We start from the raw sequence: 19,969 nt of genomic DNA, 5'->3' as shown, positions 1-19,969 counted from the left end.
CCTACTCGCGGTTGCCCAGCGCCTCCGCAAGCCGCTCCGGATCCGTCACGGGGGCGTCGCAGGTGAAGTTGCGGCACACGTACGCGGCCGGCCGGCCGTCCACGAGCGGCCGGTCCGCCAGCAACGGCAGCTCACCGGAGCCCGCCTGACCCGCCGCGACGACCGCGCCCGGCGCCGTGCCGAGCAGCGCCGTGCGGTGCAGTTCCCCGCCGACCTCGCCGACCACGGCGACCTCCTTCGGCCCGTCGAGCAGCGCCTCCGCGACCGCGAGTCCGTGCCCGATGAAGCGCGGCGCACGCGGCCCGAGCGCCCGCACCACGCCCAACGCCCGCTCGGCGGCGGTGCGATGAGGCTCCGACCCGGTCTGCGCCGCGTACGAGAGCAGCGCGCCGGCCGCCGCGCTCCAGCCCGAGGGCGTGGCGTTGTCGGTGGGGTCCTGCGGCCTGCGGATCAGCTGCTCCGCGTCCGCCGCCGTGTCGTAGAGCGCGCCGGACTCCGGGTCGGTGAACTGGTCGAGGACGTGGTCGAGGAGGAACCCGGCGAACTCCAGCCAGACCCCCTCGCCGGTCACGGACGCCAGCGCGAGGAAGCCCTCGGCGACATCCGCGTAGTCCTCGAGAACACCGGCGTTCGCGCCGGCCCGGCCGTCCTTGCTGGTACGGGTGAGGCGCGCCCGCGTGTCCATGTGGAGGCGTACGAGCAGGTCGGCGGCGGCGAGCGCGGCCTGCACCAGGTCCGGCCGGTCGAAGTACGCGCCGGTCTCCGCGAGCGCGGCGATCGCCAGCCCGTTCCATGCGGCGACGACCTTGTCGTCCCGCCCGGGGGCCGGCCGCGCGGCACGCGCGGCGAACAGCCTGCGCCGTACGTCCGCGACCCGCGCCTCGTCGAACTCGGTCTCCTGCCGCGGGAGTTGGAGGACCGAGGCACCCTCCTCGAAGGTGCCCTCCTGTGTCACGCCGAAGCACTGGGCGGCCATCTCGGCGTCCGCGTCCCCGAGGACCTCGCGCAGTTGCTCGGGCGTCCACACGTAGAAGGCGCCCTCGACATGACGCCCCTCGGCGTCCTCGCTGTCCGCGTCCAGCGCGGACGCGAACCCGCCCTCGTTCGTCCGCAGCTCCCGCACCATGAAGTCCGCGGTCTCCAGCGCGACCCGCCTGGCCGTCTCCGACCCGGTGGCCCGCCACAGGTGCGCGTAGGCGCGGCACAGCAGGGCGTTGTCGTAGAGCATCTTCTCGAAGTGGGGTACGACCCACTCGCGGTCGACGGAGTAGCGCGCGAAGCCGCCGCCCAGCTGGTCGTAGATCCCGCCGCGCGCCATCCGCTCGCAGGTGTCCTCGGCCATCTGGAGCGCGCCCTCGGCACCCGTACGCGCATAGTGGCGCAGCAGGAACTCGATCACCATCGACGGCGGGAACTTGGGCGCTCCGCCGAAGCCCCCCTCCGCCGCGTCGTACTCGCGGGTCAGACCGAGCAGCGCCTGCGCGAGTTCGCTCGCGCCGGGGATCTGCGTGTCCCCGTACGGCAGCTCGCGTCCGGCCAGATCGCCCACGATCTTCGCGGCTACCTCGGCGACCTCGTCCCTGCGCTCCGCCCACGCCTGCGTCACGCCCTGCAGAACCTGCGGGAAGGACGCCATCCCGTGCCGGGGCTCGGGCGGGAAGTAGGTGCCGAAGTAGAACGGCTCGGCGTCGGGCGTGAGGAACACGGTCATGGGCCAGCCGCCCTGGCCGGTGGCGGCCTGCACGGCCTCCATGTAGACGGCGTCGACGTCGGGGCGCTCCTCGCGGTCGACCTTGATGTTGACGAAGCGGTCGTTCATGAGGGCGGCGGTCGTCTCGTCCTCGAAGGACTCGTGCGCCATGACGTGGCACCAGTGACAGCTGGAGTATCCGACGCTGAGCAGCACCGGGACCCCGCGCCGCCGGGCCTCCTCGAAGGCGTCGGCCGACCAGGGCCACCAGTCGACGGGGTTGTCGGCATGCTGGAGGAGGTAGGGGGACGTCTCATGGGCCAGTCGGTTCGGCATGCGCCCCATCCTCGCGCACACCGGTCGCCGATCGGCCCTTTGATCCCCGGCCTCTCGCGCCGTAGCCCCATACGCAGCACACTTGACGCGGAACCGTTGCTGCCGGAGGGGGACCTGAAATGCGAGACAGCCATCGGGCGGAAGCCGAGGGGCTGTTGGCCCGGGCCGTGGAGGAGGAAGTGCGGCGTTCGGGCGGGCGCACGGACGGCGGGGTGCTGCTGTCGCGTGCGCGCGGTGCGCTCGACGCCATGGCGGAGACCGCCGCCGAGGAGTACACGCAGTTCACGCACGCCCTGGACGAGGCCGAGGCCGGGCAGATGTCGTTCGGGCAGCGCTTCACCCAGGAGCGCGGCTCGACTCCCCTGCTGGTCACGGCCGTTGCCGCGGTCGGCGCCTGCCTGGCCGACCTGCTGCTGGGTACGGGCACGGGGACCGCGGTCGGCGCGGGCGCGACCGTCGCCGTGCTGGGCGCCGCCACGACCGTCGCAAAGGTGACGGCCTCTCATGTGCCCGCCGCGAGCCGCCGCGCCGGGGCGCGGAGCCAGCCGGGCGGGCCCGAACAGCTGAGACTGCAGTGGCTGACGGCGCTCGACGTGCGGGGGATCCGGCCGTTCCTCGACCAGCAGCGCGTCCTCGCCGCCACCGCGGGGACCGGCGCGAAGAAGCCGACGCCGCAGTTGCGCCGTACGGACAAGAGCGCGGCGGCCAGGCGGCGCAGTGTCCTGGAGCAGTCTTTCGGCCAACTCCCTGATCCGCAGGGCCCGTTCGCGGGTCGCAGGGTACAGATGCAGCGGATCGCGCAGTGGGTGCACGCGGCGCGCGCGAGCACCGAGACCCGACCCACCGTCGTTGTGCTGCACGGCGCGCCCGGCTCAGGCCGTTCGACGCTCGCGGTGCGGGCGGCGCACGAGCTGCGCGACCAGTTCCGCGGGGCGTGCGTCGTGGACCTGCGGGGCGACGCGCCCGAGGCCCCGCTGTCGACCCGGGACGCGCTGCTCCATCTGCTGAACCGGCTCGGCGCGCCGCGCGAGCAGCTGCTCTTCCGGGAGCGTTCCTCGCCGGAGCAGCAGGTGCGCAGCCTGAGCGAGCTGTACCACCAGCATCTGACGGGGCTCGCGGTCACGATCGTCCTGGACGACGCGGGCGACGCGGAGCAGGTGCGCACGCTGATCCCCGAGCGGTCCGACAGCCTCGTCCTGGTGACGGCGCGCAAGCCGCTCGACCTGCCGGCGGACGTCCCGGCGTGGGTGCATCAGGTGCCGGTGGACGCGCTGGACGCCGCGGGCGCGGAGGAGCTCCTGCGTGAGTGCGCGGAGGACGCGTCGGGGCCCTATGACTCCGAATCGTCCGATGCCGTGAGGGAGTTGTGCGGTGGTCTGCCGCTGGCGCTGCGCATCGCGGGGTCCGCGATCGGGCCGCGTACGACGCGCGGGCTGGCGTCCGACCTGAGCGCGTACGGGCCCGTGGAACCGGTCGAGCGCGTCCTGTGGCTGCGCTACACCGACCAGCCGGAGGCCGCCCGGCGGCTGCTGCGGCGGCTCGCGCTCGCCGGGCGGGCCTCGCTGGGCGCGGCAGCGGCGGCCGCGCTGCTCGCGACGGACGAGTCGGAGGCCACCCGCCATCTGACCGCGCTGTCACGGGCCGGGCTGATCGACCACGTCCGGGGCAGCCGGTACCGGCTGCACGATCTCGTGCGGTCCTTCGCGCAGGCCCGCCTCCTCGACGAGGAGGAGCCGGCCGAGCGGACGGCCGCGCAGGAACGCCTCATCCAGAACTACGCGGAGCTCGCGGACTCGGTGATCCGGCTCGTCGACGGCAACAAGTCGACGCGCGCCGGCCAGGTCGGCCCGCACGGCTTCACGTCACTGGACTCCGCGCTGCGCTGGCTCGACGACGAGTCCAGCTTCATCACGGCGACACTGCGGGGCGCGGAAGGCGTCGACCAGGCGGCCGTGCTCAATCTGCTCGGCGCCCTGTGCGACTACTGCCTGCTGCGCGGCGACCTCTACCGCCTCGGCGAGATCAGCGAGCTGACGCAGGCCGTCGACCAGGGGCTTCTCGTGCGCTCGGTCCAGTGGCGCACCGGTATCGCGGCACGCCAGCTCGGTGAGCTCGACAAGGCGCGTACGACGCTGGCGTCGGTGGTGGACCTGTACTTCGAGGCGCACCACAACGCGGGCGCCGCCCGCGCCCTGTGCTCCCTCGGCATCACGCTGCACCATCAGGGTCAGCTCAAGGAGGCGGCGGCGAAGCTCCGGGAGGCTCTCGACCTGCAGACCACAGACGAGACGGCGGGCGACCGGGGCTGGACGATGCACGCGCTCGCCGCGGTGGAGCGCGACCAGGCCCATGTGCAGGAGGCGCTCGATCTGCTGACGGCGGCGCTGGCCCTGCACCGGGAGAACGAGTCCGTGCACGGCGAGGCGTGGGCGCACTTCCAGCTGGGACAGCTGCGTCTGCGGATGGGCGACGTGCCGGAGGCGGAGCATGAGCTGCGCGCCGCCCTCGACCTGTACAGCCGTACGCGCGACAGCCGGGGCGAGGCGTGGGCGCTGACCCAGCTGGCGCGGGCCCGCCTGGTGGACGGCGACGCGTCGGCGGCCGTCGACGGACTGCGCCAGGCCACCTCGCGCCACCGTGACAACGAGGACGCGCGCGGCGAGGCCTGGACGCTCTACTACCTGGGCCAGGCCCTGGAGGAGAGCGGCAACCTCGACCAGGCGGTACGCGAGCTGGAGCGCTCCCGCACGATGTTCTCGCGGATGCGCGACGTGTACGGGCTCGCCTGCGCCCGCCACCACTCGGCCCGGGTCACGCGTGACCAGCGGGCCGCGCAGACGGGCTCGCTGCGCAACTCCGGCTTCGCGCGCCAGCTCCTGGTCGACGCCCGCGCCGACTTCCAGCGCATCGGCGTCGCGCACGGCGAGGGGTGGACCTGCCTGGAACTGGCGGTGGTGGACGCGGGCAACGGGCGCGCGGCCCAGGCCCTGACCCTGTGCGAGGAGGCGGCGGCGCTGTTCGCGTCGTACGGCGACCGCCGCGGCGAGGACTGGGCGAACTTCCTGCGCTGCACGCTGCTGCCGTACGCGTCGCCGGGCGGCTCGGAGATCGGCACGGCCGTGGCGCAGGAGGAGCTGTCCCAGCTCGCCCGCTCCACGCACGCCGGCCGGGACGGCAGGCTCGACGACTACGTGGAGGCCTACCACCTTCTCCTGGAACGCGGCGCGGACCTGGAGGCGGGCTGGCAGGCCTGGCGCCTCGGCATGGTCCCGAAGCGACACGCCCGGGACGTGATGGGCGTGGAGGTGAGCGGGGGGCGGTGAGGGCGCGGGGGGCTTGGGCTCCGGGGCACGTAGGACCCGGGTCGTGCAGGACCCGGGGCGCGCAGGACCTGAGGGCGCAGCACGAAGGCGCTCGGCGCGGCGTGTGCCGTGCCGAGCGGTCCTGTGCGGCGGGGCGTCAGCCCTTGGCGGGCGAGGCCGGGGCGGAGCCGGTTCCGCTCGCGGAGTCCGCGGCGGTGTCCGTCTTCTCCTTGAAGTCGACCTTGCCCATGTGGCGGTTCATCGACTTCATCAGGCCCCAGACGGCGACGGCCATCACCGCGAAGACGATGAAACCGAGGACGCCGGGGGTCACCTTGTTCTCGTCGACCTCCTTGGCGAGGGGGACGAGATGCGTCATTGCCAGGCTTGCGCTTGCGCTCATGTCAGGCATTGTCGCGGATGCCCGCAAAGAGGTCGTCCTCGGGGAGGGAGGTATCGACGAGAGACTTCGCGAGCTCGTACTCCTCGGTCGGCCACACCGCCTTCTGGAGCTCCATCGGAACCCGGAACCAGCCCCCGTCGGGGTCGATCTGCGTGGCGTGCGCGATGAGCGCCTTGTCGCGGATCTCGAAGAACTCGGCGCACGGGATGTGCGTGGTCAGCGTCCGCTCGACCCGCTCGAACTCGTCCCAGCGCTTGAGCCACTCGGCGTACGGCGACTCCAGGCCGCGGTCGAGCATCGCCTGGTGCAACGCCTCGGTGCGCGGCCGGTTGAAGCCCTGGTTGTAGTAGAGCTTCTGCGGCTGGTAGGCCGGGCCGAACTCGGACTCCGGGTACTTCTCGGTGTCCGCCGCGCCCTCGAACGCCACCATGGAGATCTTGTGGGTCATGATGTGGTCGGGGTGCGGGTAGCCACCGTTCTCGTCGTACGTCGTGATGACCTGCGGACGGAACGAGCGGATCTGCTTCACCAGCTCCCCGGCCGCCTTGTCGACGTCCTCGAGCGCGAAGCAACCGTCGGGCAGCGGCGGCAGGGGGTCACCCTCGGGCAGGCCCGAGTCGACGAAGCCCAGCCAGTCCTGCTTGACCCCGAGGATCTCGCGGGCCTCGTCCATCTCCTTCCTGCGTACCTCGTGGATGTGCTCCTCGATGTACGTGTCGCCCTGGAGCTTCGGATTGAGGATGGATCCGCGCTCCCCGCCCGTGCAGGTCACGACATGCACGTCCACCCCCTCGGACACGTACTTGGCCATGGTGGCCGCGCCCTTCGACGACTCGTCGTCGGGGTGGGCGTGAACGGCCATCAGTCGCAGCTGCTCAGTCAAGACAAGATCCTCAGTGAATGACTCGGTGATTTAAGGCGCCCTCGGTCATACGGCACATTGGGCGGCTTCTATAGTGACCGAACCGGGGGGCGGAAAATTCCGGCAGTCTGTCCGGGGCCGGTCCTCGACCCGCCCCGCGCGAGAGGATCGATCATGAGTGCGGTGAGTGAGCAGCTCCCCGAGGGCCGCTACGGCCGGTCCCGCTCCGCCGACGAACGCGCGGACCGCACCCTGAAGACCGTCGGCGCCGTGCTCGCCGCCCTGCTCGTCGTCCTGATCGGCTGGTTCGGCTACCACTACGTCTTCGGTACGAAGATCAGCGCCGAGGTCATCACCTTCAAGACCTCCGACGCGGCGGTCAAGGTGCACCTCGAGGTCCGTAAGGACACCGACGCGAAGGGTTACTGCACCATCCGGTCGCAGTCCGCCGACGGCGCCGAGGTGGGCCGCGCCGACTTCCGCTTCGACCAGCGCGAGAGCCGGATCGACAAGGTGGTGACACTGCGCACCACGGCCCACGGCACCAGCGCGGAGCTGCTCGGCTGCCACGCGGGCTGACCGCACGGCGTCCACACCGCGGCCACCCCTCGGCATACGCCGCCGACCGTCCGGGTTTCGGTACCTGACCTGCGGTGACGAATTCTTGATGGCATATGTCCTCCCCCTTCGGCGCCTGAATTGTTAGGCTCGTGGTTTCGCCCACCCGTGAAAGCACATGCTTCTGGGTAGGGCGATGCTTTGTATTCCCAGTACCTACGAGGAGCACCTGTGACCCAGACCAGCGAAGACGTCACCTGGCTCACGCAGGAGGCGTACACCAAGCTCAAGGACGAGCTGGAGTACCTGTCTGGTCCCGCGCGCGCCGAGATCACCGTGAAGATCGCGGCGGCCCGCGAGGAGGGCGACCTGCGCGAGAACGGCGGGTACCACGCGGCCAAGGAGGAGCAGGGCAAGCAGGAGCTCCGCATCCGCCAGCTGACCCAGCTCCTGGAGAAGGCCAAGGTCGGCGAGGCACCTGCCGCGACCGGCGTCGCCGCGCCCGGCATGGTCGTCACGATCGCCTTCGACGGCGACGAGGACGACACCATGACGTTCCTGCTCGCCTCACGCGAGTACGCGAGCGCCGATATCGAGACGTACTCGCCGCAGTCCCCGCTGGGCTCCGGCGTGAACGGCAAGAAGATCGGCGAGGACGCCCAGTACGAGCTGCCGAACGGCAAGCTCGCCTCGGTGAAGATCCTCGCGGCGAAGCCGTACAACGGCTGAGATGCCCTATCAGCGGCTGAGAAGCCGTACAGCGGCTGAGAAGCCGTACGACGGCTGAACCGACCGTATGGCGAAGGCCCCCGGCGCTTGCTGCGCCGGGGGCCTTCGTGTGTTCGCGCTCGGGGCCGCAGCCGCCGTCAGGCCGTCGCGTTGCGGTACTTGCGGACCGAGAGCGTCCGGAAGACCACGATGATCAGGACTGACCAGAGCAGCGAGGCCCACACGGCGTGCTGCATGGGCCAGGCCGGGGAGTCGGAGACGCCCGGGTTGCCGAACAGCTCGCGGCAGGCCTGCACCGTGGCGCTGAACGGGTTCCAGTCGGCGATGTGGCGCAGCCAGGGCGTCATCTGGCTGGAGTCCACGAACGCGTTCGAGATGAACGTCACCGGGAAGAGCCAGACCAGTCCGCCCGAGGTGGCGGCTTCCGGTGTGCGTACGGACAGGCCGATGAGCGCGCCGATCCACGTGAACGCGTATCCGAGGAGGAGCAGCAGCCCGAAGGCGCCGAGGGCCTTCGGGAGGCCCTCGTGGATGCGCCAGCCGACCAGGACGGCGACGATCGCGAGGACGAGCAGGGTCAGGGCCGTCTGCACGAGGTCCGCGAGGGTGCGTCCGGTGAGGACGGCGCCGCGGGACATGGGCAGCGATCTGAAGCGGTCGATGAGGCCCTTGTGCATGTCGTCGGCGATGCCCGCGCCCGCGCCCGCCGTGGCGAACGTGACGGTCTGGGCGAAGATGCCGGCCATCAGGAACTCGCGGTAGACCGCCGGGTCCGTGGTGCCCCCGATGTTCATCGAGCCGCCGAACACGTAGCTGAACAGCACCACGAACATGATCGGCTGGATCAGCCCGAAGATGACGACCTCGGGGATGCGCGTCATGCGGATCAGATTGCGTTTGGCGACGACGAGGGAGTCCCTCACGGACTGCACGGGGCCACCCGCGGGACGCGGGGCGAGGGTCTGGGTGACGGCGCTCACTTGTCGGCCTCCTGCTTGCGCTTGGACTGCTTGGCGGCGCCCGCGGCCGAGCCGTTCTCATCCGCCTTCTCCTCGGCCACGTGGCCGGTCAGGGAGATGAAGACGTCGTCGAGGGTGGGGCGGCGCAGACCGATGTCGTCGATCTCGATACCGCGGGTGTCCAGCTCCCTGATGACCTCGGCGAGGAGCTTGGCGCCGCCGGAGACGGGGACGGTGAGCTTGCGGGTGTGCTGCTCGACGGTCGTCTCGCCCTTGCCGAACCCGGCGAGGACCTCGGCGGCGGGCGTCATGTGTTCCCGCTCGTGCACCACGAGTTCGACGCGCTCGCCGCCGGTCTGGGCCTTGAGCTGGTCGGAGGTGCCGCGTGCGATGACGCGGCCGTGGTCGATGACGCAGATGTCGTGCGCCAGGTGGTCGGCCTCTTCGAGGTACTGGGTGGTCAGCAGCAGGGTCGTGCCGCCGGCGACCAGCTCCTGGATGACCTCCCACAGCTGCAGCCTGTTGCGCGGGTCGAGTCCCGTCGTCGGCTCGTCCATGAACATCACGGGCGGTGAGACGACGAGCGCGGCCGCGAGGTCGAGCCGACGGCGCATGCCTCCGGAGTACGTCTTCGAGGTCCGGTCGGCGGCGTCCGCGAGGTTGAACCGCTCGAGGAGCTCGGACGCCCGGGCCTTCGCCTCCTTGGCCTTCATCTGGTACAACTGGCCGACCATTTGCAGGTTTTCACGACCCGTCAGGTACTCGTCGACCGCGGCGAACTGGCCTGAGAGTCCGATCGAGCGCCGCACCTCGTTCGGATGCTTGAGAACGTCGATGCCCGCGACGACAGCCTTTCCGCTGTCCGGCGTGAGCAGCGTCGTCAGACAGCGCACCGCGGTGGTCTTCCCCGCCCCGTTCGGACCGAGGAGGCCGAGGACCGTGCCCTCCGGGACATCGAGATCGACGCCGTCCAGAGCCCTGACGTCGCCGAAGGTCTTCACGAGACCTTCGGCATAGATGGCGCCTGGCATGTGGCTTCCCCCATGGGTTGTGGGTGACCTGTTCGGTTGCCTTGCTCAGGAAAGCTTAGGGATGTCCGCCCGGCCATGCCCGACGGATTGGTGACACGAACCACAAGGTATCGCGATACATCGCGTCTCATCAACTGGTTTTCCGCAATCGCCCCGCGGGCCGGTGATCCCGCGGCCGACGGTCAGTCGATGACGAGGTAACCCGCGTCCCGCAGCGCCGCGCCCACCTCGGCGCAGTGCACCGGTCCCTTCGTCTCCAGGTGCAGCTCGACCTCGGCCTCCGTGAGCCCGAGGCGCGGATCGGTGCGCACGTGGCTCACGTCGAGGACGTTCGCGTCGACCCCCGACAGCACGCCGAGAAGCGTGGCCAGCGCGCCGGGACGGTCCGTCAGACGCAGCCGCAGCGACAGATAACGGCCGGCGGCAGCCATGCCGTGGCGCAGGATCCGCTGCATCAGGAGCGGATCCACGTTGCCGCCCGACAGGAGCGCCACGACCGGGCCCTCGAAGGAACGCGGGTCGCTCAGGATTGCCGCGACCGGGCTCGCCCCGGCCGGTTCGACGACCAGCTTGGCCCGCTCCAGGCAGAGCAGCAGCGCGCTCGACAGCTCGTCCTCCGAGACCGTGCGGACCTCGTCGACGAACTCCTCGATCAGCTGGAACGGCACGTCACCGGGCCGCCCCACCTTGATGCCGTCGGCCATCGTCGCCGGATACGGGATCGACACCGGCCGCCCCGCCGCCAGCGAGGGCGGGTACGCCGCCGCGCCCGCCGCCTGCACTCCGATCACCTTCACATCGGGGCGCAGCGCCTTGACCGCCACCGCGACGCCCGCGGCAAGACCGCCGCCGCCGATGCCCACGACGATCGTGCGCACCTCGGGGCACTGCTCCAGGATCTCCAGGCCGACCGTGCCCTGCCCGGCGATGATGTCCGGGTGGTCGAAGGGGTGGATGAACACGGCGCCCGTCTCGCGCGCGTACTCCTGCGCCGCCGCCAGCGTCTCGTCCACGACCTGCCCGTGCAGCCGCACCTGCGCGCCGTAGTCACGGGTCGCCGCGACCTTCGGCAAAGGCGCGCCGACCGGCATGAAGACCGTGGAACGTACGCCGAGAAGAGAAGACGCGTGCGCTACACCCTGCGCATGGTTTCCGGCACTCGCGGCGACCACGCCGGCGGCGCGCTCCTCCGGAAGCAGGCCCGCGATCCTGACGTACGCGCCGCGCAGTTTGAAGGAGCCCGTCCGCTGGAGGTTCTCGCACTTGAGGTGCACCGGCCCCCCGACCAGCCCCGAGAGGTACCGGCTGCCCTCCATCGCCGTCATCCGCGCGACCCCCGAGAGCATCTTCTGCGCGCCGCGCACATCGTCCAGGGTCACCGTCGGCAAGGAGTCAGCCGTGCTGTAGCTCATGACGGCAAGTCTCGCAGCTCACGCCGTACGGCTCCTGGCGTGACCAAGGTCCGAGACTGGTTTGCGCAGCGTCGGTACGGCCCGCCTCCCGGCCGCGTACCCTGTCCCCCAACCCACCACCCACGCATGAAGTGAGCCCCCGGCCATGCCCACACCACCGGAAACGATGGACATGACGACCGCCGGCGACACCGGCCTCCTCGAAACGCTGCAGCACGAGGTGGCGGTCTTCGCCCGCCGTGCCGAACAGACCCGGCTCGGCGGGGTCGGGCAGGTGCGCAACTCGATGGACCGAGCCGCGTATCTGCTGCTCAACCGCCTGGACAAGGAAGGCCCGATGGGCGTCAAGGCGCTCGCCGCGAGCATGGGCATCGACTCGTCGACGGTGACGCGGCAGGTCGCGCCGCTCGTCGACACGGGACTCGTCAAGCGGACGTCCCACCCGGAGGACGGACGCGCGGTCGTCCTCCAGCTGTCGCCGCGCGGGCTCGCCCGCCTCGACGAGGTACGCACGTCCAGGCGGTCCCTGATGGCCGAGTTGACGCAGGAGTGGACCCCGCAGGAGCGCGAACAGTTCTGCGCGCTCCTCACGCGCTTCAACACCGCGCTGTCCGCGCGGCAGACGGGCCAGCCCGCCCCGTCCGGGGAAGCCGCTCCCGGCTCTTGACCCCGGGACCGTACCTGCCCTCATATGAGACCGGGCCCCTGTCGCATGCGGCCGGGGCCCGTCCCGTCCCGGCGACCGGCCGCGGAGCGGTCCGGCTGGAGGTGCGGTGCGAGAACGGCGCGCGTTCCAGGACGCCCGCCGGGCCCGGGAGTTCGAGGCGTTCGTCGCGGGCGCGGCAGGGCGGCTGCTCCATGCCGCGACCCTGCTCACCACCGAGCCGGCCGACGACAACCCGCGCGCGCGGAAGCTGCTCATCGCCGCGCTCGCCCAGACGTACGCCTCCTGGGACCGGCTGCGCGGCGAGGACCCCTACGACCGCGCCCGCAACAAGCTCGCCCTGAGCTTCGCCCGCGCGGCCTGGCATCAGCACCGCGGCCACGGCGGCGTGCTGCGCCACCTCGGCCCGCAGGAGCGGCTGATCCTGGTGCTGCGCCTCTACGAGGGGGTCGGCGAGGAGCAGGTGGCCGCGCTGCTCGGGCTCCCCATGGAGCGCGTGCACGCCATCCACGCGCGCGCCATGGCGCTCGTCCTGCACCCGCCGCGCGGGCCCGCCCCGGCTCTTCAGGACGGACCGTCCCTGCAGAAGGTGCCGTCATGAACGCTCAGGCCCGCAGGGAACGTGAGGTCCGCGCGATCCTGGAGGCCGCCCAGGGAGCGCTGCCGCCCGAGATCCACGCAGAGGCGGTGCGCCGGGGCGGGCGGATCCTGCGCCGGAGGAGGGTGCTGGTCCGTCTGATGTGGCTGGCGCTGTGCCTGGCGTCGACCGCGTTCTTCGTGTGGGCCCTGCTGGCCAGGCCCTGGGTGGAGCCGCCGTCCGGGACGACTCCACCGCTCACCGGCTGGTGACCGCGCGCCTGGCGAAGGGGGCCAGGCGCGGGATCAGAAGGAGGCCGGGCGCAGGCTCAGCCGAGCGCCTGCTGGAGGTCGGCGAGCAGGTCGTCGGCCGACTCGATGCCCACGGAGAGGCGTACGAGGTCGGCCGGCACCTCGAGGGCCGAGCCCGCCACCGAGGCGTGCGTCATGCGCCCCGGGTGCTCGATCAGGGACTCCACACCGCCCAGGGACTCGCCCAGGGTGAACAGCTTCGCCCGGTCGCAGACCGCGACGGCGGCCTCCTCGCCGCCCTCGACCTGGAACGACACCATGCCGCCGAACGCCTTCATCTGCTTGGCGGCGACCTCGTGACCGGGGTGCTCCGGAAGGCCCGGGTACAGGACGCGCGTCACGCGCGCGTGACGGGACAGCATGTCGGCGACCTTCGTCGCGTTCTCACTGTGCCGGTCCATGCGCACGGGCAGCGTCTTGATGCCGCGCAGCACGAGCCACGCGTCCATCGGCCCGGCGACGGCACCCATCGCGTTCTGGTGGTACGCCAGCTCGTCGCCCAGCGCCGGGTCGGCGACGATCAGCGCACCGCCGACGACGTCCGAGTGGCCGCCCATGTACTTGGTCAGGGAGTGCACGACGACGTCCGCGCCGAGCGCCAGCGGCTGCTGGAGGTACGGGCTCGCGAAGGTGTTGTCGACGACGAGCCGCGCCCCCGCGTCCCGCGCGACCTGCGCGACGGCGGCGATGTCGGTGATCCCGAGCAGCGGGTTGGACGGTGTCTCGACCCAGATGACCTTGGTCTTCGGGGTGAGCGCGGCGCGTACGGAGGCCGGGTCGCTGGTGTCGGCGACCGACCACTCCACGCCCCACCGCGAGACGACCTTCGCGAACAGCCGGAACGTGCCGCCGTAGGCGTCGTTCGGGATGACCACGTGATCGCCGGGGCTGAGCAGCGTACGGAGCAGGCAGTCCTCGGCGGCGAGCCCGGAGGCGAACGCGAGGCCGCGGCGGCCGCCTTCGAGGGCGGCGAGGTTCTCCTCCAGGGCGGTCCTGGTCGGGTTGGCGCTGCGGCTGTACTCGTAGCCGCCGCGCAGCCCGCCCACACCGTCCTGCTTGTACGTGGAGACCTGGTAGATCGGGGGGACCACGGCGCCCGTCAGGGGGTCGGCCGTGTTGCCCGCGTGAATGGCCACGGTCTCGAACCCGTGGTCGCCGTGGGCGTTCTGGCTGTTGTGCGTGTCGCTCATGCGGCCAGAGCGTAGTGCGCACACGGGCGGCGCGGCGTCCTGCCGGGCCTGGTTCGCCAATTGTCCGACCCTTCTGGTTCGCTTGTACGTATGGGAATGCTCTGGGTGCTGATGGCAGTGGTCATGTTGGGGGCGGTGCTCGGCCCGTACCTGCTGCGCAGGCGCGGCGGGATACGCCAGGTCGCGCCCGGTTCGCCGGACGCGGCGGACCCGGCGGAGTACGGCTTCATGCGCCAGGAGGACCTGGACGTGCGGCTCCCGGGCCCCGACCAGGACCTGCTGAACGTGATGTCGGTGGTCCAGCGCAACCAGGACTTCACCGCCGCCAAGCAGCTCCTCGCCGGCACGGGCAAGGAGACCGAGCAGCGCTGGGAGCGTGTGCAGGCCATCGCCGGGGCCGCGGCCCTGGAGCTGGCACAGACGCCGCGGCTCGGTGCCGGGTGGCTCCACGCGTGGCGTGCCCAGGACCCCAAGGACCCGGGCGGGGCACAGGTGTTCGCGGAGTTCCTGGTCCAGCAGGCCTGGCGGAACGCGGGCGGTGCGGACCAGGCCGACGAGCGCCGGATCATCCTGGAGGAGGCCAGGTCGGCCTGCGAGGACGCGGCGCTCCTGGCCCCCGGCGACCCCGTCCCCCACATCACGCATCTCGCCGTGGCCCGCGGCCTCGGGTACTCCCAGCACGACTTCGAGCAGCTCTGGCTCAAGATCCTCGACACGGCGCCGGGCCACATGGGCGCCCACCTGGCGGGCCTGCGGTACTGGTGCGAGAAGTGGCACGGCTCACGCGAGCTCGCCTTCGCCTTCGCCGAGGCCGCCGCCGCGCGCGCCCCGCGCGGCTCGCTCCTCGCCGCGCTCCCCCTCTTCGCGCTCTACGAGCACCTGCCCGAGGTCAATCTGGTGCGCAGCTTCTACCAGAGCGAGGCCGTCACCAAGTCGATCCACGGCGCGCTCTTCGCCGTCCAGGCCGCCCGCCCGGACGACCCGATGCTCGCCCACGTCCGCCACCTCCTGGTGTTCTTCCTGGTCCGCTGCGAGCGCTGGGCCGAGGCGATGGAGCAGCTCCTCCACGTCGACGGCCACGTGGGCGCGCTCCCCTGGACGACGGGCTCGGACCCGGCGGCGGACTACGCGGTGTACCGGGCGCTGGCGGTCGCGGGCTACGAGGCGAACGGCGGGAGCCCGGCGACGCTGCGCCACTGACCGCCGCGCGCGGCGGCGGAACACCCTTTGTCCGCAGTGGGGCCCCCGCAAGCGCAAGACGGCCCGGCTGCGGAGCCTCGGCCGGCCGGGCTGCGCCTTCCGGCGGGCCGCCTCGCGGTCAGCCCTCCGCGCGGGCGGGCAGCCGCCATCCCGGGCGCGGGAAGTGGCAGGTGTAGCCGTCCGGGTAACGCTGCAGATAGTCCTGATGCTCGGGCTCGGCCTCCCAGAACGGGCCGACCGGCTCTACCTCGGTGACGACTTCGCCCGGCCACAGTCCGGAGGCGTCCACATCCGCGATCGTGTCCTCGGCGATCCGCTTCTGCTCGTCATCCACGTAGTAGATCGCCGAGCGGTAGCTGAGACCGATGTCGTTGCCCTGGCGGTTCTTGGTGCTCGGGTCGTGGATCTGGAAGAAGAACTCCAGGATCGCGCGGAAGTCGGTCCTCTCGGGGTCGAAAAGGATCTCAATGGCCTCCGCGTGAGTGCCATGGTTACGGTACGTCGCGTTCGGCACGTCACCCCCGGTGTATCCGACCCGGGTCGCCGTCACGCCCGGGAGTCGGCGGATCAGGTCCTCCATCCCCCAGAAGCATCCGCCCGCCAGCACGGCCCTCTGCGTCTGCGCAGCCATTTCGGCCCCTCCAATATCTGTCAGCTCGGTCACTCGGGGTACTCGGCTCGCACACCGCCGGCATCCCATACCCACTGGCTCAACGCGCGAGGGCTCCATGCGATTCCGCACCACTCCAACCGTCGCTGCCCGGATGGGTCACATGGCAGCACAGGCTCGCCGGGACGGGCGTCTCGTGCCCGATCGGCGTGGCGAGGGCTGAGGGCTGACAACACTCGTCAGCCGATAGGTGATCACTTTCGGTCAAGGTTGTCCTGGGCCGCATGACAGCACCGCTCCGTTGCCACGATTCCCCTCATGGCGACTTCGGGGGCGAAGAGCGGGCGCTTCGGCGGACTGGACCAGTGGTGGGGCGTCCTGGCCGGCGCTCTTCTGATCGCCGCGTGGATCAACTCCGCCGCTGGTCCGGCGGTGGTCATCGCGCTCTCCGCTGCCGTACTCGTGTGGTGCTTCTTCCAGGCCCCCGTGACGTGCGGCGCACCCGTGCGAGGACGAACGGACGGCTGCCGCAACAACGCATCGGGGCTGCTGCTTGGCTGCCACATCCACCAGCACCGGTGGCAGAAACTCAAGATGCTGATCCTGCGCCGGCAGGTCCGCGCGTTCTGCTCCGGCCTGTTCTCGGACGGCAAGGCGGCGATCGTCACGCTGGCCGGCGTGGGCAGTTTCGTCTCGGGCCTGGCCGCTCTGGTCCCTGGCGTCATCGTCAAATGACGGGACCCGCTCCCGAATTCCCTCCTCCGTCACCGTCCTGGTCATCGGGCGGTCAAAGGGTGGCCAGGTCGTGGCCAAGCCGCCGTATGCGTTCGGCAAGTGGCCCCGACTGCGGGTGACATAGCGGGATTTGCCCCTTCCTCTGCTGGCTAGTGTGACGGAACGAAAGCGTCCGCAGCGGAAGAGCGAGAGGGAGACAGCGGTGGAGGTGCCGATACGTTCACGGCTTCTCGACTACGCCGAGTACGCCGAGGCGGAACCTCCCGCAGGGGCCGACACCGGCCCGGCGCACGGGCGTTCACCGCTCCTCGACTACATGGGCGGCGTCGACGCGGGGGCGCTCGCACGCGATGACTCGGCGGGCCCGAAACCCGGTGTTCCCGCCTACCACACGGCCGTGTACGTACCGGCCCATCCCCGCTACGCCGACATCGCGGACGCCGACGGCCGCCCCGCCCGCGTGCCCTTCATCGCCTACGAGCTGTTCGCGCACCCCTCCGACGGAAGCGTGGCCCTCGCGTTCACCACGCTGGAGAAGCTGGTGTCCGCGCTCGGCCCGGCCCAGCCGTGGATCGCCGCCTCGATCGGCCCCCTGGCCGAGGGCATGCGCGGCCACGGCGCCCGCGTCCGTCTCGACCCCGAGCTGGCCCCGGGGCACCACAACTGGCAGCGGGCCGACCTGGCCGCCTACGCCCGGGAGGTCTCCTGATGGCCGATCTCAAAGTCGTCATGAGCGACCTCACCTCCATGGCCGGCACCTTCCACCGCGAGGCCGGCCATTACCGGGAGCTGCACCCCCAGGTCGCCCCGCCGATGGCCGGCGGGGGCGACGCCGGGCTCGATCACGCCGTCAAGGAGGTCGCCGACCTCATCGTCGCCCTGCACACCGGCTTCGCCGACCGGCTCGACGACCACGGCGACAAGGTCACCGCCGCCCGCGACTCGCTGCGGCGGCACGACATCGACGTACACGGCCTGTTCGAGGACCTGATGGCGGGCGAGGGCTGATGACCGACAGCTGGGTCGGCGGCGACATCGGCGGGCTGCGCACGATGGCCGAGACGTACCGGAACGCCAAGAAGGCGCTCGAAGGCGTCGTCCATCCGCTCGGCGGCGCCGTGGACTCGCTGGTGGACGACGCGGGCTGGAAGGGCGAGGCGGCGGAGAGCTTCCGTGCCGCCTGGAGCGAGGACGCCCTGACGGCGGGCGCCTTCGCGGGCCTCGTGCACGATGCCGGGGACATCCTCGGCACGCTCGTCGACGCGCTCTCCGCCTGTGACACCGCGCTGAAGAACGCCGAGCACATCGCCACGCGCAAGGGCGTTCCCATGGGCGACAAGGGCGTTCCGCAGGCGTTCGTCACGGCCGATCCGCCGGGCCCCGACGACCAGAAGACGATCTCCGCGGCCACGGAGTACGACACCGTGCGCAACGAGGTCCTGCACACCGCCCAGCACGCGCGCCTCGTCGCCGCCGACCGGCTGCGCGGCCTGTACGCCCAGGCCACCGCCAAGGTCTCCCCCGGCGACAAGGTCACCCTCGCCGACTATCTGCGCGGCCTGTACGCCTACGACGCCGAGGACGCGCGGGCCGGCGGCAAGGAGGCACGGGCGAGGATCGACGACGCCAAGTCCGAGGAGAACGCCGCCAAGAAGGCACTCCGCAAGGAACGGAAGACGTTCCAGCAGCAGGGCCGGCGTCTGCCCGACGACCTCCCCGCCAAGGGCGCCTATCGCGACGCCGTCGCGGACGTCGAGTCGCTGGAGCAGGACATCGCCCGCGCCGATCACGGCAGCACCGCGCTGCCCTACGACCGCGCCCTGAACGTGAAGCTGGCCGACGCCGCGGATGCGCTGCGCGTCGGCGAGGGAGTGGAGAAGCTCCCGGACTTCCTCAAGGAGATCCCGGTCCTGGACGTCGCCGCCGCGGGCACGTGTGGTCTGCTGGAGGCGTCGGACGACCATGACAAGGGCTGGTCCTGGCAGCACTCGATAGCCGTGGACGGCGGTGCCAACGTCGGCGGCCTCGTCGCCGGTACGGCCATCACCGCGGGCCTGGTGGCCGCCGCGCCCTTCGACGTCCCCGTGGCCGTGGTAGCCGGGGTCGGCGGTGCGGTCGTGATCGGCGCGACCGGCGTCATCGACCACGCCTTCCACGAGCACTGGAGCGAGGACATCCACAAGGACGGCGTGGTGGGCGGCGTGCTGCACGGCAGCGGTCATGTCCTCTCCCAGACCGGGGACGACTTCAAGCGACTTGGGAAGGACGTCTGGGGTGGCATCAAGAGCATCTTCTGAGGTTCCCGCCGCGGGAGCCTCGCCCGTGCCGGGCCATGGGCAGATTCCGGTGCTGCCCGGGCTCGGGACCAGTTGGTACGAGCGTGGGGTGCGGTACTGGATGCGGCGTACCGGGACCGGTGTGCTGTGGCTGGTCGTGCTGGCGTTCTTCTGTTTCGTCTCGCTGAGCCTCTACTCGGGGTTCCGTGAGGTGCTGCCGTCCGGCGTGCGCACCGTGTGGGACGTGGCGCAGGCCGTCGCGGCCTGCGTGGCCGTCGTGTGGGGGTGGGTCGTGCAGCGGCGGGCGCATCACAGGGATCTTCTGGACCCGCCCAGTCCCGGGCGGGCCCGTGCCAGGCGGCGGGCCTCCGCCGGGCGCTCCACCGGGCTGGCCGTCCTCGGCCGCGGCCTCGTGGTGATCGCCGCTCCCGTCATGCCGGCGTTCGCCGCGTTCTGCGTGGGCTGGAGTGTCGCCGCGCTCACCGTCCGCGAATATCCGACCGAGGTCGGCGCGCGGCGGGCGATGCAGGGGTAGAGCCACTCACACCGAGGCGACGCCTCAGGCCGCGAGGCGTACCTCGCCCTGGCGCGGGGCGGCCCGGCGGACGGCGCCGGTGGGCGGAGTCGCGAGGCGGAGCAGTTCGGACTGGCCGAGGGCCAGGACGTCGGCGAGGCCGAGGCCCAGGGCGTGGGCCGCTGCCGCCAGGACCTCGGACGACGCCTCCTTGAGGCCGCGCTCGATCTCGGAGAGGTACGGCAGGGAGATCCGGGCCGCGTCGGCGACGTCCTTCAGCGTGCGTTTCTGGGCGAGGCGCTCGCGGCGCAGGACGTCACCCACGATGTCCCGCCAGAGCGGCTCCTTGGGCGGCACCCCGGCGGGCTCCGCCGGGGCCGGGCGCAGGGCCGGGCGCAGAGGGATGACGCGGGCCTGGTTCGACGCGTGGCTGCTCACGGGTTCAGCGTAGGAGGGGCGCACGCCGTGCGACACGGCGTTCTGCCCGCGGCAGAAAAGATGCCCCACGTCGTACGCCCCTCCCCACGTCGGCCCGGCAGGACCGGTTCGATGACTCGATCCTGCCGGGGGACGGACGGACCGTCGACGACGCCTCAGGTGATGCCCGGGG

General features: G+C 71.5%; 21 protein-coding genes. 12 read left to right on the top strand and 9 right to left on the bottom strand.

All coding sequences use genetic code 11. The annotated features are described in order from the left end of the window. Position 1: 1 nt before the first annotated feature. Positions 2–2,026, bottom strand: a complete 2,025-nt coding sequence (locus ACIPWY_RS29580) for a thioredoxin domain-containing protein (protein ID WP_401535741.1) — start codon at positions 2,024–2,026, stop codon at positions 2–4. 119 nt (positions 2,027–2,145) lie between these two features. Between ACIPWY_RS29580 and ACIPWY_RS29575 the strand changes: the two genes are divergently transcribed. Beyond that, complete coding sequence (locus tag ACIPWY_RS29575) at positions 2,146–5,349, top strand: tetratricopeptide repeat protein (RefSeq protein WP_393703806.1); 3,204 nt, start codon at positions 2,146–2,148, stop codon at positions 5,347–5,349. 136 nt (positions 5,350–5,485) lie between these two features. On the opposite strand, the gene ACIPWY_RS29570 is transcribed toward ACIPWY_RS29575, so the two are convergent. Next, positions 5,486–5,740 carry a hypothetical protein gene (locus tag ACIPWY_RS29570; RefSeq protein WP_362903457.1) on the bottom strand — a complete coding sequence of 85 codons (255 nt, stop codon included), beginning with the start codon at positions 5,738–5,740 and terminating at the stop codon, positions 5,486–5,488. Continuing rightward, positions 5,733–6,593 (bottom strand): mycothiol conjugate amidase Mca, encoded by an 861-nt coding sequence (gene mca / locus ACIPWY_RS29565; protein ID WP_362903966.1) that lies wholly within the window; start codon positions 6,591–6,593, stop codon positions 5,733–5,735. Before mca ends, ACIPWY_RS29570 begins: the two co-directional genes overlap by 8 nt. A gap of 174 nt (positions 6,594–6,767) precedes the next feature. Here mca and ACIPWY_RS29560 point away from each other — a divergent pair, with 174 nt between their 5' ends. Together ACIPWY_RS29560 and greA are read left to right on the top strand one after the other, a co-directional pair. Continuing rightward, the gene (locus ACIPWY_RS29560) at positions 6,768–7,172 is read left to right on the top strand and encodes a DUF4307 domain-containing protein (RefSeq protein WP_362903455.1); all 405 of its coding nucleotides are present in this window, start codon (positions 6,768–6,770) and stop codon (positions 7,170–7,172) included. Between the two features lie 210 nt (positions 7,173–7,382). Next, positions 7,383–7,880 (top strand): transcription elongation factor GreA, encoded by a 498-nt coding sequence (gene greA, locus ACIPWY_RS29555; RefSeq protein ID WP_362903453.1) that lies wholly within the window; start codon positions 7,383–7,385, stop codon positions 7,878–7,880. 137 nt (positions 7,881–8,017) lie between these two features. Here greA and ACIPWY_RS29550 read toward each other — a convergent pair whose 3' ends face one another. The 3 genes from ACIPWY_RS29550 to ilvA all read right to left on the bottom strand — a co-directional run bounded on the left by ACIPWY_RS29550 (position 8,018) and on the right by ilvA (position 11,282). After that, a complete protein-coding gene (locus ACIPWY_RS29550) occupies positions 8,018–8,860 on the bottom strand; it encodes an ABC transporter permease (RefSeq protein WP_362903451.1) in 843 nt (280 codons plus the stop codon). Beyond that, positions 8,857–9,870 (bottom strand): ATP-binding cassette domain-containing protein, encoded by a 1,014-nt coding sequence (locus ACIPWY_RS29545; RefSeq protein ID WP_401535737.1) that lies wholly within the window; start codon positions 9,868–9,870, stop codon positions 8,857–8,859. Before ACIPWY_RS29545 ends, ACIPWY_RS29550 begins: the two co-directional genes overlap by 4 nt. 182 nt (positions 9,871–10,052) lie before the next feature. Then, the gene (gene ilvA, locus ACIPWY_RS29540) at positions 10,053–11,282 is read right to left on the bottom strand and encodes a threonine ammonia-lyase (protein ID WP_401535735.1); all 1,230 of its coding nucleotides are present in this window, start codon (positions 11,280–11,282) and stop codon (positions 10,053–10,055) included. A gap of 145 nt (positions 11,283–11,427) precedes the next feature. On the opposite strand from ilvA, the gene ACIPWY_RS29535 reads away from it, so the two are divergent. The 3 genes from ACIPWY_RS29535 to ACIPWY_RS29525 all read left to right on the top strand — a co-directional run bounded on the left by ACIPWY_RS29535 (position 11,428) and on the right by ACIPWY_RS29525 (position 12,795). Next, on the top strand, positions 11,428–11,949 hold the full coding sequence (locus tag ACIPWY_RS29535) for a MarR family transcriptional regulator (protein WP_362903445.1): 522 nt from the start codon (positions 11,428–11,430) through the stop codon (positions 11,947–11,949). Positions 11,950–12,055: 106 nt separating this feature from the next. Continuing rightward, on the top strand, positions 12,056–12,547 hold the full coding sequence (locus ACIPWY_RS29530; protein WP_393703810.1) for a sigma factor-like helix-turn-helix DNA-binding protein: 492 nt from the start codon (positions 12,056–12,058) through the stop codon (positions 12,545–12,547). Beyond that, positions 12,544–12,795 carry a hypothetical protein gene (locus ACIPWY_RS29525; RefSeq protein ID WP_362903441.1) on the top strand — a complete coding sequence of 84 codons (252 nt, stop codon included), beginning with the start codon at positions 12,544–12,546 and terminating at the stop codon, positions 12,793–12,795. The genes ACIPWY_RS29530 and ACIPWY_RS29525 overlap by 4 nt, the downstream gene beginning before the upstream one ends. A gap of 56 nt (positions 12,796–12,851) precedes the next feature. Here the strand turns inward: ACIPWY_RS29525 and ACIPWY_RS29520 are convergent, their stop codons facing one another. Continuing rightward, a complete protein-coding gene (locus ACIPWY_RS29520; RefSeq protein ID WP_362903439.1) occupies positions 12,852–14,024 on the bottom strand; it encodes a cystathionine gamma-synthase in 1,173 nt (390 codons plus the stop codon). Between the two features lie 90 nt (positions 14,025–14,114). On the opposite strand from ACIPWY_RS29520, the gene ACIPWY_RS29515 reads away from it, so the two are divergent. Then, a complete protein-coding gene (locus ACIPWY_RS29515) occupies positions 14,115–15,224 on the top strand; it encodes a hypothetical protein (RefSeq protein WP_362903437.1) in 1,110 nt (369 codons plus the stop codon). 118 nt (positions 15,225–15,342) lie between these two features. Here ACIPWY_RS29515 and msrA read toward each other — a convergent pair whose 3' ends face one another. After that, positions 15,343–15,855, bottom strand: a complete 513-nt coding sequence (msrA, locus tag ACIPWY_RS29510; protein WP_362903435.1) for a peptide-methionine (S)-S-oxide reductase MsrA — start codon at positions 15,853–15,855, stop codon at positions 15,343–15,345. A gap of 297 nt (positions 15,856–16,152) precedes the next feature. Between msrA and ACIPWY_RS29505 the strand changes: the two genes are divergently transcribed. The 5 genes from ACIPWY_RS29505 (at position 16,153) to ACIPWY_RS29485 (ending at position 19,380) form a co-directional block, all read left to right on the top strand. Continuing rightward, positions 16,153–16,569, top strand: a complete 417-nt coding sequence (locus ACIPWY_RS29505) for a hypothetical protein (protein ID WP_401535731.1) — start codon at positions 16,153–16,155, stop codon at positions 16,567–16,569. A 202-nt stretch (positions 16,570–16,771) separates the two neighbouring features. Then, the gene (locus tag ACIPWY_RS29500; RefSeq protein ID WP_393703818.1) at positions 16,772–17,278 is read left to right on the top strand and encodes an SAV_915 family protein; all 507 of its coding nucleotides are present in this window, start codon (positions 16,772–16,774) and stop codon (positions 17,276–17,278) included. Further along, positions 17,278–17,577, top strand: coding sequence for a DUF6317 family protein (locus tag ACIPWY_RS29495; protein ID WP_362903429.1), 300 nt, complete (start codon positions 17,278–17,280; stop codon positions 17,575–17,577). The genes ACIPWY_RS29500 and ACIPWY_RS29495 overlap by 1 nt, the downstream gene beginning before the upstream one ends. Then, on the top strand, positions 17,577–18,866 hold the full coding sequence (locus ACIPWY_RS29490) for a WXG100 family type VII secretion target (RefSeq protein WP_383886555.1): 1,290 nt from the start codon (positions 17,577–17,579) through the stop codon (positions 18,864–18,866). The genes ACIPWY_RS29495 and ACIPWY_RS29490 overlap by 1 nt, the downstream gene beginning before the upstream one ends. Before the next feature lie 25 nt (positions 18,867–18,891). Next, positions 18,892–19,380 carry a hypothetical protein gene (locus ACIPWY_RS29485; RefSeq protein ID WP_362903425.1) on the top strand — a complete coding sequence of 163 codons (489 nt, stop codon included), beginning with the start codon at positions 18,892–18,894 and terminating at the stop codon, positions 19,378–19,380. A gap of 24 nt (positions 19,381–19,404) precedes the next feature. On the opposite strand, the gene ACIPWY_RS29480 is transcribed toward ACIPWY_RS29485, so the two are convergent. Continuing rightward, positions 19,405–19,797, bottom strand: coding sequence for a helix-turn-helix transcriptional regulator (locus ACIPWY_RS29480; RefSeq protein WP_362903423.1), 393 nt, complete (start codon positions 19,795–19,797; stop codon positions 19,405–19,407). Between the last annotated feature and the right edge of the window lie 172 nt (positions 19,798–19,969).

The organism is Streptomyces sp. NPDC090032 (genome assembly GCF_044748025.1).
In the GTDB taxonomy this organism is placed as follows: Bacteria; Actinomycetota; Actinomycetes; order Streptomycetales; family Streptomycetaceae; genus Streptomyces.
This window is presented reverse-complemented; position numbering and strand designations above follow the sequence as displayed.

Coding starts and splice junctions, on each gene's coding strand:
- ACIPWY_RS29570 (WP_362903457.1), bottom strand. CDS start 5,740: ATGCCTGACATGAGCGCAAGCGCAAGCCTGGCAATGACGCATCTCGTC.
- msrA (WP_362903435.1), bottom strand. CDS start 15,855: ATGGCTGCGCAGACGCAGAGGGCCGTGCTGGCGGGCGGATGCTTCTGG.
- mca (WP_362903966.1), bottom strand. CDS start 6,593: ATGGCCGTTCACGCCCACCCCGACGACGAGTCGTCGAAGGGCGCGGCC.
- ACIPWY_RS29545 (WP_401535737.1), bottom strand. CDS start 9,870: ATGCCAGGCGCCATCTATGCCGAAGGTCTCGTGAAGACCTTCGGCGAC.
- ACIPWY_RS29580 (WP_401535741.1), bottom strand. CDS start 2,026: ATGCCGAACCGACTGGCCCATGAGACGTCCCCCTACCTCCTCCAGCAT.
- ACIPWY_RS29515 (WP_362903437.1), top strand. CDS start 14,115: ATGGGAATGCTCTGGGTGCTGATGGCAGTGGTCATGTTGGGGGCGGTG.
- ACIPWY_RS29525 (WP_362903441.1), top strand. CDS start 12,544: ATGAACGCTCAGGCCCGCAGGGAACGTGAGGTCCGCGCGATCCTGGAG.
- ACIPWY_RS29575 (WP_393703806.1), top strand. CDS start 2,146: ATGCGAGACAGCCATCGGGCGGAAGCCGAGGGGCTGTTGGCCCGGGCC.
- ACIPWY_RS29490 (WP_383886555.1), top strand. CDS start 17,577: ATGACCGACAGCTGGGTCGGCGGCGACATCGGCGGGCTGCGCACGATG.
- ACIPWY_RS29560 (WP_362903455.1), top strand. CDS start 6,768: ATGAGTGCGGTGAGTGAGCAGCTCCCCGAGGGCCGCTACGGCCGGTCC.
- ACIPWY_RS29535 (WP_362903445.1), top strand. CDS start 11,428: ATGCCCACACCACCGGAAACGATGGACATGACGACCGCCGGCGACACC.
- ACIPWY_RS29520 (WP_362903439.1), bottom strand. CDS start 14,024: ATGAGCGACACGCACAACAGCCAGAACGCCCACGGCGACCACGGGTTC.
- ACIPWY_RS29505 (WP_401535731.1), top strand. CDS start 16,153: ATGGCGACTTCGGGGGCGAAGAGCGGGCGCTTCGGCGGACTGGACCAG.
- ACIPWY_RS29495 (WP_362903429.1), top strand. CDS start 17,278: ATGGCCGATCTCAAAGTCGTCATGAGCGACCTCACCTCCATGGCCGGC.
- ilvA (WP_401535735.1), bottom strand. CDS start 11,282: ATGAGCTACAGCACGGCTGACTCCTTGCCGACGGTGACCCTGGACGAT.